This window comes from Neobacillus sp. PS3-34 (genome assembly GCF_030915465.1).
Classification (GTDB): domain Bacteria; phylum Bacillota; class Bacilli; order Bacillales; family Cytobacillaceae; genus Neobacillus_A.
Map to the genome: position 1 here is coordinate 3,521,852 of NZ_CP133267.1, position 16,575 is coordinate 3,538,426.

The 16,575-nt window shown below is 41.2% G+C and carries 17 protein-coding genes and 4 pseudogenes; all 21 read left to right on the forward strand.

The features are described from left to right. Positions 1 to 18 precede the first annotated feature (18 nt). The 21 genes and pseudogenes from RCG23_RS18185 (at position 19) to RCG23_RS18285 (ending at position 16,575) form a co-directional block, all read left to right on the forward strand. Positions 19 to 1,680 (forward strand): GspE/PulE family protein, encoded by a 1,662-nt coding sequence (locus RCG23_RS18185; protein WP_308176822.1) that lies wholly within the window; start codon positions 19 to 21, stop codon positions 1,678 to 1,680. 10 nt (positions 1,681 to 1,690) lie between these two features. Then, positions 1,691 to 2,730 (forward strand): annotated as a pseudogene (locus RCG23_RS18190) (type IV pilus twitching motility protein PilT). Between the two features lies 1 nt (position 2,731). After that, positions 2,732 to 3,945, forward strand: a pseudogene (locus RCG23_RS18195) (type II secretion system F family protein). Positions 3,946 to 4,090: 145 nt separating this feature from the next. Beyond that, positions 4,091 to 4,510 carry a prepilin-type N-terminal cleavage/methylation domain-containing protein gene (locus tag RCG23_RS18200; RefSeq protein ID WP_308176823.1) on the forward strand — a complete coding sequence of 140 codons (420 nt, stop codon included), beginning with the start codon at positions 4,091 to 4,093 and terminating at the stop codon, positions 4,508 to 4,510. Continuing rightward, positions 4,510 to 5,266 (forward strand): annotated as a pseudogene (locus RCG23_RS18205) (A24 family peptidase). The gene RCG23_RS18200 and the pseudogene RCG23_RS18205 overlap by 1 nt, the downstream one beginning before the upstream one ends. Before the next feature lie 15 nt (positions 5,267 to 5,281). Then, positions 5,282 to 6,277 (forward strand): type IV pilus biogenesis protein PilM, encoded by a 996-nt coding sequence (gene pilM, locus RCG23_RS18210; protein WP_308176824.1) that lies wholly within the window; start codon positions 5,282 to 5,284, stop codon positions 6,275 to 6,277. After that, entirely contained in the window at positions 6,277 to 6,939 is a 663-nt protein-coding gene (locus tag RCG23_RS18215; RefSeq protein WP_308176825.1) for a PilN domain-containing protein, read from the forward strand. The genes pilM and RCG23_RS18215 overlap by 1 nt, the downstream gene beginning before the upstream one ends. After that, a complete protein-coding gene (locus RCG23_RS18220; protein ID WP_308176826.1) occupies positions 6,936 to 7,781 on the forward strand; it encodes a hypothetical protein in 846 nt (281 codons plus the stop codon). The genes RCG23_RS18215 and RCG23_RS18220 overlap by 4 nt, the downstream gene beginning before the upstream one ends. Before the next feature lie 108 nt (positions 7,782 to 7,889). Then, positions 7,890 to 8,201, forward strand: coding sequence for a hypothetical protein (locus RCG23_RS18225; RefSeq protein ID WP_308176827.1), 312 nt, complete (start codon positions 7,890 to 7,892; stop codon positions 8,199 to 8,201). After that, positions 8,198 to 8,797, forward strand: a complete 600-nt coding sequence (locus RCG23_RS18230) for a hypothetical protein (protein ID WP_308176828.1) — start codon at positions 8,198 to 8,200, stop codon at positions 8,795 to 8,797. The genes RCG23_RS18225 and RCG23_RS18230 overlap by 4 nt, the downstream gene beginning before the upstream one ends. After that, entirely contained in the window at positions 8,772 to 8,936 is a 165-nt protein-coding gene (locus RCG23_RS18235) for a hypothetical protein (protein WP_308176829.1), read from the forward strand. The genes RCG23_RS18230 and RCG23_RS18235 overlap by 26 nt, the downstream gene beginning before the upstream one ends. A 230-nt stretch (positions 8,937 to 9,166) precedes the next feature. Continuing rightward, positions 9,167 to 9,784 carry a Maf family protein gene (locus tag RCG23_RS18240; RefSeq protein WP_308176830.1) on the forward strand — a complete coding sequence of 206 codons (618 nt, stop codon included), beginning with the start codon at positions 9,167 to 9,169 and terminating at the stop codon, positions 9,782 to 9,784. Further along, positions 9,781 to 10,470: a RadC family protein gene (gene radC / locus RCG23_RS18245; protein WP_308176831.1), complete on the forward strand. Its 690-nt coding sequence runs from the start codon at positions 9,781 to 9,783 to the stop codon at positions 10,468 to 10,470. Before RCG23_RS18240 ends, radC begins: the two co-directional genes overlap by 4 nt. Before the next feature lie 182 nt (positions 10,471 to 10,652). Beyond that, positions 10,653 to 11,674: pseudogene (locus RCG23_RS18250) on the forward strand (rod shape-determining protein). Between the two features lie 25 nt (positions 11,675 to 11,699). Then, the gene (mreC, locus tag RCG23_RS18255) at positions 11,700 to 12,584 is read left to right on the forward strand and encodes a rod shape-determining protein MreC (protein ID WP_308176832.1); all 885 of its coding nucleotides are present in this window, start codon (positions 11,700 to 11,702) and stop codon (positions 12,582 to 12,584) included. Further along, complete coding sequence (gene mreD / locus RCG23_RS18260; protein WP_308176833.1) at positions 12,581 to 13,099, forward strand: rod shape-determining protein MreD; 519 nt, start codon at positions 12,581 to 12,583, stop codon at positions 13,097 to 13,099. Before mreC ends, mreD begins: the two co-directional genes overlap by 4 nt. A 226-nt stretch (positions 13,100 to 13,325) precedes the next feature. Continuing rightward, positions 13,326 to 14,006, forward strand: coding sequence for a septum site-determining protein MinC (gene minC, locus RCG23_RS18265; RefSeq protein WP_308176834.1), 681 nt, complete (start codon positions 13,326 to 13,328; stop codon positions 14,004 to 14,006). 1 nt (position 14,007) lies between these two features. After that, a complete protein-coding gene (gene minD, locus RCG23_RS18270) occupies positions 14,008 to 14,811 on the forward strand; it encodes a septum site-determining protein MinD (protein ID WP_308176835.1) in 804 nt (267 codons plus the stop codon). Positions 14,812 to 15,384: 573 nt separating this feature from the next. Then, on the forward strand, positions 15,385 to 15,717 hold the full coding sequence (locus RCG23_RS18275; RefSeq protein ID WP_308176836.1) for a peptidoglycan DD-metalloendopeptidase family protein: 333 nt from the start codon (positions 15,385 to 15,387) through the stop codon (positions 15,715 to 15,717). Further along, positions 15,710 to 15,883 carry a hypothetical protein gene (locus RCG23_RS18280; protein WP_308176837.1) on the forward strand — a complete coding sequence of 58 codons (174 nt, stop codon included), beginning with the start codon at positions 15,710 to 15,712 and terminating at the stop codon, positions 15,881 to 15,883. The genes RCG23_RS18275 and RCG23_RS18280 overlap by 8 nt, the downstream gene beginning before the upstream one ends. A gap of 38 nt (positions 15,884 to 15,921) precedes the next feature. After that, entirely contained in the window at positions 15,922 to 16,575 is a 654-nt protein-coding gene (locus RCG23_RS18285) for a site-2 protease family protein (protein ID WP_308176838.1), read from the forward strand.

Below are 16,575 nucleotides of genomic sequence, written 5' to 3' on the forward strand. Positions count from 1 at the left end.
CGATAAGCAGGGATACCAATGAAAAAGACCCGTAAACGACTTGGCGATTTGCTCGTTGAAGCTGGACTGATAACAGAGGAGCAGCTTCAAACCGCATTGAAAGAAAAGGGAACAAATCAAAGGCTTGGTGATGCACTCCTTCAAAGAGGCTATATTACGGAACAGCAATTAATTGAAGTGCTTGAGTTCCAATTGGGCATACCGCATATCAGCCTTTTCCGTTATCCTTTTGATACAAACCTTTTTACCTTGATACCAAAAGAAATTGCCAGAAGAAATTTAATCATCCCTTTAAAAAAAGAAGCCGATAAGCTGTTTATAGCCATGGCCGATCCAATGGACTTTTTTATCATTGATGACCTGAGACTGTCCACCGGCTTTCATATTGAAACTGCCATCGCGACCAAGGATGATATCCTGCGTGCAATCAATAAATTTTATAATACGGATGAAGGCTTTGAAGAGCTTTTGGGAGAGCTGCCACAGAGGGAAACAAACCGGGAAGAGGATGTAACCGACCAGAACTCACCGATTGTAAAGCTTGTCAATCAAATTCTCTCAAATGCTGTTGTGCAGCGGGCAAGTGATATCCATATTGACCCACAGGAAACAAAGGTAGTCGTCCGTTATCGTGTTGATGGCGTTCTGCGCACGGAACGTGCATTACCCCGCCATATGCAAAGCGTTTTAACAGCCCGCATAAAAATCATGGCTAATCTTGATATTACAGAACACCGTGTACCACAGGATGGAAGAATAAAAATCAATCTCGATTTCCATCCTGTTGACCTGAGGGTTTCGACTCTGCCAACTGTATTTGGTGAAAAAATTGTTATGCGGCTTCTCGACATGGGAGCAGCTTTAAATGACATAACCAAGCTTGGCTTTAATAATCTTAATTATAAAAGATTCATCGAACTAATAGAGAAGCCAACTGGGATTGTCTTGATAACGGGTCCCACTGGTTCAGGTAAGTCGTCAACGTTATATGCGGCGCTAAATAAATTGAACAGCGAAGAAGTGAATATCATCACAATTGAGGATCCCGTTGAATACCAGTTGGAAGGAATCAATCAGATTCAGGTAAACCAGAATGTAGGCATGACGTTTGCTGCAGGGCTTCGATCCATTCTTCGTCAGGATCCAAATATTGTCATGGTAGGGGAAATCCGTGATAAAGAAACAGTCGAGGTTGCTATCAGAGCTTCACTGACAGGTCACTTGGTTCTCAGCACATTGCATACAAATGATTCGATTGGGACAGTTACAAGGCTGCAGGACATGGGGGTAGAGCCGTTCTTGCTTGCTTCATCCTTAAGCGGAATTGTTGCCCAGCGTCTTGTTCGAAAGGTGTGCCGTGACTGTCTAGATGTTCACGATCCTTCCACACGTGAAATGGAGATTTTTGCACGGCGAGGTATTAAAATAGAAAAGGTTTCGAAGGGCCGTGGCTGCTCTTCATGTAATATGACTGGATATAAAGGGAGGATTGCCCTGCATGAAGTACTAGTCATAAATGATGAGATGCGCCGTGTGATCATGAATGGTGAATCGTTTCAAAAGCTTCGTGATCTGGCCATTAAAAACAAGACTATTTTCTTGATGGATGACGGCCTGATAAAAATAAAGCAAGGCTTAACAACAACGGAAGAAGTTCTGCGTGTTGCCATTTTGGAGTAGGAGTAACAGAATGAAGGAAAATATAGATTTAATTTTAAGGGCGGCATACGAGCTAAAAGCGTCGGATATCCATCTGACTGTTGGTGTGCCCCCGATCATGAGAATAAATGGGGATTTAAAAAAGTATGGAAAAGATTCTTTAAAGCCTGCAGATACAGAAGGGATGGCTAAGGCAATCATTCCGGAAAATATGTGGGATATATTTAAAGAGAGAGGGGAACTTGATTTCTCCTATGGCTTGCCAGGTGTATCACGTTTTCGGGTGAATACCTACCATCAGCGTAGTTGTGTAGCTATGGCGCTAAGAATTGTTCCATCAAAGGTTCCTTCTATTGATGATTTGGATCTTCCGGATACCTTGAAGAAAGTAATTGAAAAACCCCAGGGACTTTTGCTGGTTACAGGCCGACGGGAAGCGGTAAATCCACGACGCTCGCATCGATGATCAATTTTATGAATGTTAATATGCGAAAACATATCATCACACTTGAAGATCCGATTGAGTATTTGCATAAGCATGGAAATTCGATTATTGACCAGCGTGAAGTCGGTTTCGACACAAAAAACTTTGCTAATGGACTAAGGGCAGCATTAAGGCAAGACCCAGATGTTATCCTGGTGGGGGAAATGCGTGATTTGGAAACGATTCAAACCGCCATTACCGCAGCAGAGACTGGCCATCTTGTTTTGGGTACTCTGCACACCTCCAGTGCCCCTGCAACGATAAACCGAATTATTGACGTCTTTCCTCCGGCGCAGCAGCCGCAGATTAGAATTCAACTTGCATCTGTCCTTGTGGGAATTATTTCACAGCGCCTCTTTCCGACAGCCGATAAGCAGGCCAGGAAGGCAGCGACAGAAATTATGATCAACAATGCAGCTATTTCCAATTTGATTCGCAACGAAAAAATCCATCAGATTCCAAGCATCATGCAGACTTCCCGTGCCCAGGGAATGCATACACTTGAAACAAGCATCAAGGATTTGATTGATAAAGGCCTTATCATGAAAGATCTTGCGCTGCCGTATCTACAGGAGAAAATGGTTTAATATGGCGCGGTTTAAATACGTCGGGCGTGACCGAAAAGGGAAGAGGCAGGGCACTCTTAGCTCCGGATCAAAACGTGAAGCACTTTTAAAGTTAAAAGAAGACGGAATTCGTGTAATCGAAATAACGGAAGTTCCCGAAACACTGATGAACAAGGATATTTCTATTGGGAATCCGGTTAAGCTGGAACATTTTGTTGTTTATTTACGGCAATTTGCTACTCTGCTTAAAGCAGGAGTTACCGTCGTTGATGCAACCGCCATTTTGGCGGCACAAACTGACAGCAAGCCTCTAAAAAAGGCATTATTAGATGTAGAGCAGGAGCTGAGGGAAGGTAATCCGCTTTCAGAGGCAGCGAAAAAGCATAATAAAATCTTTTCATCTATGTTTATTAATATGGTCAGAGCAGGTGAAGTCGGAGGGAATATGGAGGAAACGCTCGAGCGGTTAGCCGAACATTTCGAAAAGCAGCATCACACCCGACAAAAAATCGTTTCTGCACTTACCTATCCGCTTGTAATTGCTATTATCGCTATCGCGGTTGTGATATTTTTGCTGGTCACCGTGGTACCTACCTTTGTAAATATGTTTGCTGATCTTGGAGGCGAGCTTCCGGCCATCACCCAGTTTGTTTTGAATGCGAGCGGCTTTATGCAGCGTTTTTGGTGGCTGGTTGCGCTGTTAATAATATCTATTTTTATTCTAGTAATCTATATGCGCAAGAATAAAAATACCAAATATTATTTGGATTACATGCTGCTTAGGATGCCTATTTTCGGGAAGATGATGCAGAAGGCGGTTCTAGCAAGAATGACTAGGACGCTTAGCTCATTGTTCTCAAGTTCCGTTCCAATTCTGCAGGCGATGTCGATTGTCGAAAATGTGGTTGAGAATGAAGTGATTGCTAGAGTAATACGCCAATCGCGAGATTCTCTGGAGAAGGCAGGTCAATGACGGAGCCTATGAAGGAGCACTGGGCCTTTCCGCCTCTTGTTACACAAATGATTTCGATAGGGGAAGAATCAGGTGCACTCGATTCTCTGTTGACAAAAATAGCAGACTTTTATGAAAAGGAAGTCGATACAGGGACGGACCGCCTGAAATCTTTAATTGAGCCCATCATGATTGTCGTATTGGCGTGCCTAGTAGGAACAATCGTGACATCCATAATGGTACCGATGTTCGATATGTTCAATCAATTTGACAAAAAATATTAATTTCAGAATAAATCTATCAAAATATATAAAAAAGTGACAATAAAAGTAAAATTTTAGAAAAAAACTAGTTTCTATGTCATAACACATGTTGTATAATAAAAAGTAATTATAAATAGGCAAAAAGGACTATAGGAGAGTGGGAGAATTGGTTAATAGGTTGAAAATGAAATTAAAAGAACAAAAGGGCTTTACTCTTATTGAATTATTAGCGGTAATTGTTATTTTAGGGATTATTGCTGCTATTGCAATTCCTGCAATTGGGAATGTGATTAGTAAATCAAACGATAAAGCAACTGTACAAGAAGGTCTACAAATTATCAGTGCTGCTAAAATGTATGTAGCAAACAATAATGTTACTACAGCGCAAACTTTATCTAAGACACAATTAGACCCATTTTTGGATCATGTTAAGTCAAATACATTTTCAGTAATATTAACTGTTGATTCTGTAAGTGGGAAAATTACGTATGCACTTGGAGGAAGTCATCCTGCTATACCTATTGCTAACACAACAACAGGTGCTACATCAGCGACTGAACAGCAGCTTACTGACGCAACTCATTAATGATTAATATTTTAGTATTTTTTTATGGAATAGTTTTAGGCTCCTTCTTCAACGTAGTAGGTCTCAGGGTACCTTTAAAGAAATCTATAGTTAAACCACGCTCATCTTGCCCGACATGCGGACATCAATTAAGAGCCTGGGAGTTAATACCCGTACTATCATATTGCATTCAAGGGGGGAAATGCCGCGGCTGTAAGTCGCGGATTTCTCCCATTTATCCTTTAACGGAGCTGATAACAGGACTTTTGTTTGTTATGGCGCCCATAGTTCTTGGCTTCACAAGTGAGCTATTTGTTGCTTGGGCATTGATTTCACTTCTTATGATAATCTTCGTTTCGGATATCCATTATATGATCATCCCTGATAAAATTTTGATCGTGTTTGCAGGGATTTTTTTATTTGAACGGATTGTTTGCGCAGCTTTCTCCCTGGTGGGATTCCATTTTGGGAGCTATTATCGGCTTTTTGGTTCTTTTAGCTATTTCCTTCGTCAGCAAAGGTGGTATGGGCGGAGGGGATGTAAAATTATTCGCTTTAATCGGATTTGTATTGGGCACGAAGCTGTTTTTCTTGTCTTTCTTTCTCTCCACACTTTTTGGAGCGCTTTTTGGAGTGTTTGCACTGCTGTTAAAACTGGTCAAAAGAAGGGAACCAATCCCATTCGGCGCTTTTATCGGAGCAGGCACTTTGACTGCCTATTTCTTTGGAGATCAAATTATCAATATTTATCTTCATTTTTTATCAACAGGATTCTAATTAAGGGGTAGTTGTATGTCTTTTTCCCTATCAGTACGAAAAAACCGTACGGTCAATTTAATATTGAATGACCATTCCATCCGTTATTTAGATCTGAAACAAACTAATCCCCCTGTCGCACAAAAATGGGGCGAACGTTTCTTGCCACCAGGAATAATTTCTGAAGGGAGAATTATTGATTTTGAGTCCCTTGAAAATATTCTGGAGGAATGCCTGGAGGATTGGAAGCTAAATAAAAGAAGTGTCCGGTTTACCGTTCCAGATCCTCTTGTAATCATCCGTAAAGTTGCCGTACCTGCAGATGTGGAGGAAGATGAACTAAAAAGCTATCTCTACCTGGAACTGGGCTCAAGTATTCATTTGCCTTTTGAAGACCCCGTTTTTGATATTTACCAATTGCCAAGCGAAGGGTCTCAGAAGGAAATACTCTTGTTTGCTTCCCCGGAAAAATACGTTATGGAGCTGGCAGATTTATTATCAGGTCTCAAGCTTAATCCCGTTTCCGCAGATATCTCCCCTCTGGCACTATACAGGCTGTATCATACCCTCGATCAGGGGAACAGAGATGAACGGTTATTTAATATACAGTTTACTCTAACCAGTGTGACCATGAGTGTTTTTGAGAATCAGATTCCGCAATTTATGCGCCATTTTCCATTGGACTTCGACCTGGAAAAGTGGGAAATTAAACGCGACAGGACCGGACATCATGAGTATAGGTATACGGGAGAATCTACGGAACTTCAGTTTCAGCTAGATGATATATACAAAGAAATGATCAAGCTGATGGATTTTTACAAGTATTCTCTTCATAACGGCTCGAAAGAAATTTCAAAGATTCTTTTAAGCGGAGATCATCCATTGCTGCTCTTAATCTACAAGGAAATAAATGAGAGATTCGAAGTGCCAGTCCAGACATTAAATATAGAGACTGTTACAAATACAAAAAATAAAGTTGTACCTGCAACACATTTGCTGGCATTGGGCCTTGCATTAAAAGAGGTGGAATAATGCTTGTAGAAATTAACCTGCTGCCAAGAAAAGAACGGGGAAAATCGACCTTAATAGTCATTGCCGGCATTTTTCTTGCTTTATGTTTTTTAGCAGCCAGCTTCTTTTATTGGAGAATGCACTCATTAAATAATCAAATAGATTCCATCAGCAGGATGACTGCCCAGACTCAGCAAATTGCCACAAGAGAACAAAAATCTGTAATTGCTTTTGAGTCAACAGACTCTGTTAAAAATCTTGAGTCATCAATCGATTGGGCTGAAAAGTATTCCATCCTATCTGTTCCGGTGATGAGGCATTTGACTGCGCTTCTTCCAGAAAGGGGTTTTATTCAATCCTTTAGTTATGATGAAACTGGTACGCTTACCTTGACTGTACAATTTGATACCAGCAGGGAAGCTGCGTATTTTCTTGACCGATTGAATAGAGATGAATGGATTGATGATGCGGAATTAAGCTCTTTACTAGCGCAGGAGCAGGATAGCACCCAGGAAAATACAGCTCTTAGCAGCAGTCCTTACACCTCTGCTTCTACAAATAACGATTATATGCCACGTTATATGGGACAATTTGAAATAAAGTTAAACAAGGAAATGGCCAGGAAAAATGGCACTGTGGAAAATGACGAGGCTGTTGCAGGGGAAGGAGTGTCTGGATCATGAAACTTCAATTCTCCAAAAAGGAAAAGCTGACCATAACTGCATTAACGCTCTTGTTAATCGCCTTTGTGGCCATTGCTCAATTTCTTTTTGTTCAGCCACTGAATACCGAGCTGCAGCAGAAGGAGCAGTCATTAAAAACAGAACAGCAGCTGTTGAGTGTCGTTCAACAGAAGAAAGCCGGCGTTAAAAACAGCACAGTTGAAAGCACGACGGAGCTGCAGGAAAAACTCCCCGTCAAGCCCATGGTTCAGCAGTTGATTCTTGACCTTGAAAAAGCTGAAGTTGTTTCCAATAGTTCGATTAAAAGCATGGCTTTCACAAAAGAACAAACTCAAACAGTGCCAGCAGACCAGCAGGCCGCTCCTGCGAATGGAACTGCTTCAAGCACAACCGCTGGAAATACAAATACTTCAACAGCAACTGCGACAAATACACAACAAACACAGGGCAGCTCAAATACACAGACAGCAGCTACCCCTTCTGACCCAAATGCCCAGGCTGCCTTGCCGCCGGGAGTCCAAAAAGTAACTGTTAATTTGAGTGTCGAATCACCGAGCTATCAAGACCTGGAAAAATTCATTTCCACGCTCGAAAGCCAAAAGCGGATTTCGGTAGTGGAGAAAATTGATTTTACAGGCGGCAAGGAAATTACCAGCCTTGGACAGGAAGAAGAGCCGTTGATTTATACCCTCACTATTTCAGCCTTTTATATGCCAGATTTAAAGGACCTTCAAAATCAGCTTCCAAAGCTTGAAACTCCAGCACCTGCGAATAAACGCAATCCGCTGAGCAATTTTGCAGATATTTCTCCATCGGATAATGAGGAAACGCAAAATAACTAATAATATGGCGAAATCATTCGATAACAGGACGACAAAAGTCTTGTTATTTTTTTTTGCCTATATGATAGGATGGAACAAATTGGACGAAGCGGGAAGGGAGGAAAACATGTGGACAAGCAGGATAAATCCAGAACCATTACGATTAAATTAAGTGGCAATGAACAAAATTATCAAGTAACAAAACAGCCTGCAAAGCCTCTAATAATAAGACATGATGAAGAAAACATAATTGAGGAATCTGACTTTTCACAAGTAGCCGCAACAGAAGAATTAGCAGAAGATAGCTTTGAGTGGATTTTGCCTGAAATCACGGATAACGAAATTGGGGAATACAAAAAAATAAATACCGAAAAAAAGAGAATAAAAGCAAGCCTGTCAAGACACTTCTTACAGCTGGCGGCAAGAATAAAGGGCTCATGAAATCTGTTTTCTTCGCTGCACTTTTTGCTGTTCTACTAGGGACAAGTTTCGGGATTGTTATGTTAAAGCTCGTCATTACGGATAAGGCAGGGCCAGCACCTGGAAACGTAGTGGAGACAATCACAAAGCCAGTTCAGCAGGATCCAACTGAAAAAGCCTCATCCTCAACTATAGGCCCGCTTACAACCTACATTATTCAGGAGGGGGTTTATTCAACAAAGCAATCCGCATTGGGAGTAGCAGCATCAGCAGAGGAAAAAGGGGTCTCGGCACAGGTGACAGAAATAAATGGAAAAGCATACTTATTTTTAGGAGCCGCTGACAGCCTTGATAATGCAAAAAAACTAGGCAGTACCTATCAGACTCTAGGATTCACAGTCTACGCCAAACCGTTTAGCGTTGCGGAAAAGGAACTTAAAAAGATCTCCGGAGAAGAAAAGTCGTTTTTTGAAAAAGCAATTTCTCTTTTCAATGGGCTTTCAGCATCATCCACGGCTGCCATTACAGATCATTCTCTCTCAAAAGACACGGCCATCAAATCTTACGGGAATTCAAAAGGAAATCAAGACATTGAAGGAATTGGATTTAAAGAATGAAAAAATAGCACAATTAAGAAATGAACTTGAAAAAGCATCGGATAAAATGAAAGACTATCAAAAAAATGGTAATATCAAAACTGCAATTGCAGCACAGCAAAGTCTGCTTAATTTTTTGTCGCTATACAACTCACTTTAATTTCGACAACTCCCTTCATCATTCGATTATTTTCCGGGAAATGAAAGTCTGTCCAAAAAGGGCAGGCTTTTTTTCGATCCGAAAACCTATTTTTTAATCTGGAATCAGCATTTCGGTATAATCCGACAAATATTTTCAAACTTTAACGTATATAAATTGTTTGCAGCTTAAAAGTCTGATACCATTAATTTGTATCTCCCTAATACGAAGAAAAAAGGTAAGGTGATTTCATGCAGGACCTCATTTTAGCCTCTTCTTCCCCACGGCGAAAAGAGCTTCTAGAAAACCTCCGACTTAATTTTGTTACCTCCAGCAGTGATGTAGATGAAAGCTTCGAGCCCGGCCTGCCGCCTGTGGATGTAGTCCAGGAACTTGCATATCGGAAAGCGGCTGCTGTTTACAAAGATAACACTGCAGCATATGTAATTGGTTCTGATACGGTCGTTTCTGTTGACGGAGAAATCCTTGGGAAGCCGGAGAACGAAACACATGCAATTGAAATGCTGAAGCTTTTGTCTGGAAGGAAACATTACGTCTACACCGGAGTGGCAATTTTATCTTCAAATATTTCCACTACTTTTTTTGAAAAAACTGAAGTCATGTTTTGGGAGTTATCCGATGAGGAAATAAACTGGTATGTGCAGAGTGGAGAACCGTTCGACAAAGCCGGAGGGTACGGCATCCAGGGACTCGGAAGCATGCTCGTTAGAGAAATTTCCGGTGATTATTTTGCGGTGGTAGGACTCCCTGTTTCAAGGACCATCCGTGAATTAAAAAGGCCGGTTACACGCTGCCTTATTAATTTTTCAACTTCATTAACTCCCATATTAGGGAGGGAAAATGAATGAACACAGAAACACTCATGATTCGAGATTTTCCTCAGGACGAAAGGCCGCGGGAACGTTTTATCCAGCATGGCGCCTCAAGCCTGTCCAATCATGAATTGATCGCATTGCTGCTGCGGACCGGAACGAAGGATGAATCGGTGCTTCAGCTATCAAACCGCCTTCTTTCCCAATTTGAGGGCTTCCGGCTTTTAAAAGCGGCAACACTGGAAGAAATAACCGCAATCAAGGGAATTGGAACAGCAAAGGCAATTCAGCTTCTGGCTGCCGTCGAGATTGGCAGAAGGGTCGCTAACCTCTCATATAATGACCGGTATGTCATCCGTTCTCCAGAAGATGGGGCAAAATATGTCATGAATGATATGAGATTTCTATCACAGGAGCATTTTGTCTGCCTTTATTTAAATACTAAAAATCAGGTGCTTCATAAGCAGACAATCTTTATCGGCAGCCTTAATGCATCAATTGTGCACCCTAGGGAAGTTTTTAAAGAGGCATTCAGGAGGTCAGCTGCTTCCATTATTTGTATCCATAATCATCCTTCTGGCGATCCCGCGCCAAGCAAAGAGGATATTGAAGTAACAAAAAGGCTTGCAGAGTGCGGAAAAATAATTGGGATTGAACTTCTTGACCATTTAATCATCGGTGAAAATAAATTTGTCAGCCTTAAAGAAAAAGGTTACTTATGACCTATGATTTTATTTGATGTTACGATATAATATTGTTTATGCTTTTTCGTGGAAATGATAAGCCTAAAGGGCATTTTTAATTGTTAAACCTAAGTGAAATTTCCATATGCGGGCATTTGCCTTCATATTATTAAACCTTATCGCTAAAGAGTGCATTTCGTGTCAGAAAGGGAGATACAAGTATGTTTGGAATTGGGACAAGAGATCTGGGTATTGACTTGGGGACTGCCAATACCCTTGTCTATGTAAAAGGAAAAGGCATTGTTGTCAGGGAGCCATCAGTTGTGGCACTGCAAACTGACACAAAAAATATTGTTGCAGTCGGGAACGACGCGAAAAATATGATCGGGCGTACACCGGGGAATGTCGTGGCTTTAAGGCCGATGAAGGATGGAGTCATTGCTGATTATGAAACGACAGCAACAATGATGAAATATTATATCCAAGAGGCTTCGAAGAGCAAGGGCGTTTTTGCGCGGAAACCATATGTAATGGTTTGTGTACCTTCAGGGATTACTGCAGTTGAAGAAAGAGCAGTAATCGATGCTACAAGACAGGCTGGGGCAGGGATGCTTATCCGATTGAAGAGCCGTTTGCTGCGGCTATTGGTGCAAATCTTCCAGTTTGGGAACCAACAGGAAGCATGGTGGTTGATATTGGCGGAGGAACGACTGAAGTGGCGATTATTTCACTCGGGGGCATTGTCACAAGCCAATCGATCCGAATTGCCGGAGATGAAATGGACGAAGCCATCATTCACTTTATTCGAAAAAATTATAATTTAATGATTGGTGACAGGACAGCAGAAACAATTAAAATGGAAGTTGGCTCTGCAGGTGATTCGGAAGGAATAGATAATATGGAAATCCGGGGACGTGACCTGTTGACTGGACTTCCAAAAACAATTGAAATTACGGCAAAAGAAATTGCGGTTGCCCTGCATGATACCGTATATTCAATTGTGGATGCAGTGAAAAATACACTTGAAAAGACTCCACCTGAGTTGGCTGCCGACATTATGGACAGAGGAATTGTCTTGACTGGCGGAGGGGCTCTCCTCAGGAATTTGGACAAGGTGATTGCTGAAGAAACAAGAATGCCGGTGTTAATTGCGGAAAATCCGCTTGATTGCGTGGCAATCGGAACGGGAAAAGCGCTTGACCATATTCATTTGTTTAAAAATAAAGCGAGAGATTCTCGTTAAATGTCGAATAATAGAGGTGTAAATCATGCCACAATTCTTTCTGAATAAACGCCTGATTGTTTTGCTTGTCAGCATTATTATTCTCGTGGCATTGATTGGGTTTTCTTTAAGGGAGCGTTCTGAACTTACATCGCAGGAAAAATTCGTTAAGGATACAACCGGCTTTGTACAGAACCTTGTTTCAAAGCCTGCCCATTTTGTCGCAGGCTTTTTTCAAAATCTCGAGGATTTACAAAATACATATCATGAAAATAAAGAACTAAAAACACGTGTAGAAGACCTTGTAACCCTGGAAAAACAGGTGCAAATCCTTGAAAAGGATAATAAGGAGCTCCGTGTCATTCTTGATAAAAAGCAAACACTGAGAGATTTTAAACCCATACAAGCTACGGTAATTGGCAGAAACCCTGATCGCTGGCATGAAATGATTATCATTGATAAAGGCAAAACAAATGGCATCAAGCAAAACATGGCTGTTATCGGATCAAATGGCAGCCTGCTCGGGAAAGTTAAGCATGTAAATCAATTCAGCTCAACCATTCAGCTGTTAAGTGCGATGGATCCGAAAAACCAGATTTCAGCCATTATTCAGGGAAAGAAAAGTGCTTTCGGTCTGGTTGATGGATATGATAAAGATAAGAGGCTGATGGTAAAAAGAATTCCTTCGGATGCAAAAATAAAAAAAGGTCAAATCGTTATTACATCGGGCCTTGGTGGGATTTTTCCACAAGGGCTGTTGATTGGGAAAGTTGTAGATGTTAAACCGGATCAATATGGGCTGAACCAGACAGCATATGTAAAACCTGGAGCAAACTTTTACGATATTGAAAATGTAATGGTAATCAAGCGGGCGATGAGGGTTCCTGAGGCAGGAGATTATCTGGACACAACAAAGGAGGAGACCCCGTGAGAAAGCTCCTTCTCCCTCTTTTGTTTGGTTTCTTTTTTATTTTTGAAAGCCTTTTTGTACAGTATATGCCTTCAGAAGCCTTTGGAAGGCCGATGATCCTAGTGCCGCATTTCCTCCTGTCTGCCATCTTGTTTTTAAGCATATTTGGCAGCAGAAAACATGGAATCATTTATGGCATCGTGTTTGGACTGCTGTTTGATGTGGTTTACACGGAGATTATCGGAATTTATTTATTTATGTTTCCTGTTGCAGCCTATTTTGTCGCAAAAATGATGAGGATACTCCATGCGAACATTTTTATTGCATCCATGATCACTCTGATCTCAATAGCCTTTGTTGAAATAGGCGTTTATGAAATGAATTTGCTTATTCATGTGACCGATTTAAGTTTTGTTAATTTTATCCAAATGCGTTTTTATCCTACTTTGCTTTTGAATCTCGCTTTTATTATAGTTGCAGCCTACCCGTTGAAACGGCATTTTGAAAAACTGTCTGAAGAGCTTGGCAGCGAATAATTGTTTGCGCGGATTCTACATGTAAAAAAGGAGATTGGACGTTTTCTGTCGAATTCTTTTTATTGATATGATTTGAATGCCTAGTTCTTATGCTTATCAGAATTTATGGATATAAATTCTGATAAGCTATAAAAAGCGTATCAAAAGACGAATTGTCCAGCAGAAGTGCATAGGCTCCAAGAGCCATCATGCTTTTCGCTTTTCTTAATTGAGGTGAATGATCTTCATGAAAAAACGGCAAAATGTAACAATAAAAGGAACAAAAGATGGCTTAACACTTCATCTTGATGATTGCTGTTCTTACCAGGAGTTAAAAAGGGAGCTTGAGGCCAAGCTTTCTGTGAATTCCCGTACTCAGGATGAAAGGCAATTAATGCCTGTGCGTGTCCAGATAGGCAACCGGTACCTTACTGAGGCTCAAAAGGAAGAGTTGAAAACTCTCATTCGGCAAAAGAAAAATCTTGTGGTTGATTCAATTGAATCAAATGTGCTCACAAGGGAAGAGGCCGAGCAGCTGAAGGAAAAGGATGAAATCATAACAGTTGCAAGAATGATTCGTTCTGGCCAAATTCTTGAGGTGCCTGGAGACCTCCTGCTAATAGGAGATGTTAACCCAGGCGGGACTGTGATGGCTGGAGGAAATATTTTTATAATGGGTGCTTTAAAGGGGATCGCACATGCAGGGTGCACTGGAAATGACCAGGCTGTCATTGCTGCATCAAGCATGAAGCCAGCACAGCTGCGGATCAGTGATTGCCTGAATAGGGCTCCTGACCATACAAGTGCTGAAGAAAGTCACGAAATGGAATGTGCCTACATAGATCAAAACGGTCAGATTGTGGTTGATAGATTACAAGGTTTAAGCCACCTTAGACCGTCTTTAACTAGATTAGAAGGGGGACGTTAGCGTGGGAGAAGCAATCGTAATAACATCCGGTAAGGGCGGCGTCGGGAAAACGACGACTTCTGCTAATTTAGGAACAGCATTGGCCCTTCAGGGAAAAAAGGTCTGTTTAGTAGATACAGATATAGGCCTTCGAAACCTGGACGTTGTCATGGGATTAGAAAACCGAATAATTTATGATTTGGTTGATGTCGTCGAAGGCAGATGCAAAATCCATCAGGCACTTGTAAAAGATAAGCGATTTGAAGATTTATTATATTTGCTCCCGGCTGCACAGACAACAGATAAATCAGCCGTGACACCGGAACAGATGAAAAAGCTGATTGACCAATTAAAGCAGGATTATGATTATATTGTCATTGATTGCCCGGCTGGAATAGAACAGGGTTATAAGAACGCTGTTGCTGGTGCTGACAAGGCGATCGTTGTAACAACTCCAGAGGTGTCAGCTGTAAGAGACGCAGACCGCATTATCGGATTGCTTGAAAAGGAAGAGAATATTGAACCGCCAAAATTAATCATTAACAGAATTCGCAACCATATGATGAAAAACGGGGATATGCTTGACGTCGATGAGATTACAACCCACCTGTCAATCGATTTGATTGGCATTGTCGCGGACGATGATGAAGTAATCAAGGCATCCAATCATGGAGAGCCAATCGCGTTAAATCCAACCAGCAAAGCATCTATCTCCTATCGCAATATCGCGAGACGTATTCTAGGAGAGTCGATTCCGCTTCAGCCATTAGAGGATAGCGGCAAAGGGATGTTTACAAAAATAAAAAGGTTTTTTGGCGTTAAGTAATTCGGAAAAGTTTAAAAAGCGGGCAGGCCTCAAGAAGGCTTGCCCGTTTTTTCTTTCCTCTCCTCTGTCATACTCCATTTGGACAACTCATAAACTTAATTAAAAAGGTATGAGGGCTGGTGGGAGTAGTGCGGTCAAAATCAGATGATATCCGCAGAAGAATAGCAAAAAGGAAGAAACAGAGAGAAAGAATTGAAAAGGTCGGCGAAGCAGAATAAATTGGACTGCGGATGAGGAGAAATATGGATTTAGCCAAATAACTTCTTTTGAGGGTGGAAAAAGCGAAGAGAGCCACCCATTATTCCAAAAGGAAGTATTTTTATTTAAAATATTGGCTGCTGTTTGCATGTTCCTCTTGGTGGCAATCCTATTTCGCAATCATTCCTCTACGTTCGAACCTTTGAGGGGGGCAGTGCAAAAGTCGATGAATCAAGACTTTCAATTTGCTGCCGTTTCGGATTGGTATGAAAAGAAATTCGGTAAACCGCTGGCCCTCTCCCGCTTTCAGAAAAAAAAGAGAAAGATCAAAAATCACAACTTGATCAGGAGTATGCCCTGCCAGCAACAGGGAAAGTGCTTGATAAATTTGAGAAAAATGGAAAAGGTATCATGCTAGAAACAGAAAAAGGGGAAACTGTTAAGGCCATGAATGAGGGAACCGTCCTTTTTGCTGGCTTGAAGGAAGGCTTAGGAAAAACGGTAATTATCCAGCATGCAGATAAAACTGAGTCATGGTATGGAAATTTAGATGATATTAAGGTTAGCCTGTATGAGTTTATTGAAAAGGGCAAGGAAGTAGGAGTTGTTTCTTCAAATAGCAAGGACAAGTCCAAGGGTGAATTTTATTTTGCAATTAAAAAGGGTGAAGACTTTATTGACCCTATCCAGGTGATTCGCTTTGAATAAGATAAAGGACCTAATCCTTAATATCCGTATACATCCCCTGCTCTGGATTGTCGTGGCCTGTGCCATAGCGACTGCACGCTTTATGGAATTGTGCATGCTTCTGGGGATTATTTTCGTCCATGAAATGGGGCATGCGGCTGCCGCTTCTTTTTTTCATGGAGAATAAAAAGGATTTCACTGCTTCCTTTTGGTGGAGTGGCAGAAATGGATGAACACGGAAATCGCCCATTAAAGGAAGAAGCCATTGTGGTGCTTGCTGGTCCACTCCAGCATGCATGGATGCTCGGGGCAGCGTATCTTCTATTTTCGTTTTCATATATTCCTGAGCAAATTTACACGTTATTTATCAGATATAACTTGATGATATTAATTTTTAACCTTTTTCCCGTCTGGCCTCTTGATGGGGGAAAACTGGTATTTCTCATTTTGTCATTAAAAAAACCCTTTTCAGATGCCCACCAATGGGCATTGAGAGTTTCAGTTATCTTCTTAACGGCTTTTTCCATGTATATCTTGTTTACTGAACCTCTAAATTTGAATATATGGATTGTAGCAGGATTTTTATATTTTTCACTTTACCATGAATGGAAACAGCGGCATTATGTGTTTATTCGTTTTTTACTGGAACGTTATTATGGGAAAAGAGATAGCTTCCGTTTGCTGAAGCCTCTAAGGGCACGTCAAGAGGAATTGCTTTTAGAGGTTCTGGCACGTTTTCAGCGAGGCTATAAGCATCCAGTGCATATTGAAGGAAATGGGTCGGAAAAAAGAATTGTGGATGAAAATGAGCTGCTGCATGCTTATTTTACCGAAAAAAGAGTAATGGAAAAAATGGGTGATCTCTTCTACACTTACTGA

Coding starts and splice junctions, on each gene's coding strand:
- RCG23_RS18185 (WP_308176822.1), top strand. CDS start 19: ATGAAAAAGACCCGTAAACGACTTGGCGATTTGCTCGTTGAAGCTGGA.
- pilM (WP_308176824.1), top strand. CDS start 5,282: ATGTCTTTTTCCCTATCAGTACGAAAAAACCGTACGGTCAATTTAATA.
- RCG23_RS18215 (WP_308176825.1), top strand. CDS start 6,277: ATGCTTGTAGAAATTAACCTGCTGCCAAGAAAAGAACGGGGAAAATCG.
- RCG23_RS18220 (WP_308176826.1), top strand. CDS start 6,936: ATGAAACTTCAATTCTCCAAAAAGGAAAAGCTGACCATAACTGCATTA.
- RCG23_RS18230 (WP_308176828.1), top strand. CDS start 8,198: ATGAAATCTGTTTTCTTCGCTGCACTTTTTGCTGTTCTACTAGGGACA.
- RCG23_RS18240 (WP_308176830.1), top strand. CDS start 9,167: ATGCAGGACCTCATTTTAGCCTCTTCTTCCCCACGGCGAAAAGAGCTT.
- radC (WP_308176831.1), top strand. CDS start 9,781: ATGAACACAGAAACACTCATGATTCGAGATTTTCCTCAGGACGAAAGG.
- mreC (WP_308176832.1), top strand. CDS start 11,700: ATGCCACAATTCTTTCTGAATAAACGCCTGATTGTTTTGCTTGTCAGC.
- minC (WP_308176834.1), top strand. CDS start 13,326: ATGAAAAAACGGCAAAATGTAACAATAAAAGGAACAAAAGATGGCTTA.
- RCG23_RS18285 (WP_308176838.1), top strand. CDS start 15,922: ATGGATGAACACGGAAATCGCCCATTAAAGGAAGAAGCCATTGTGGTG.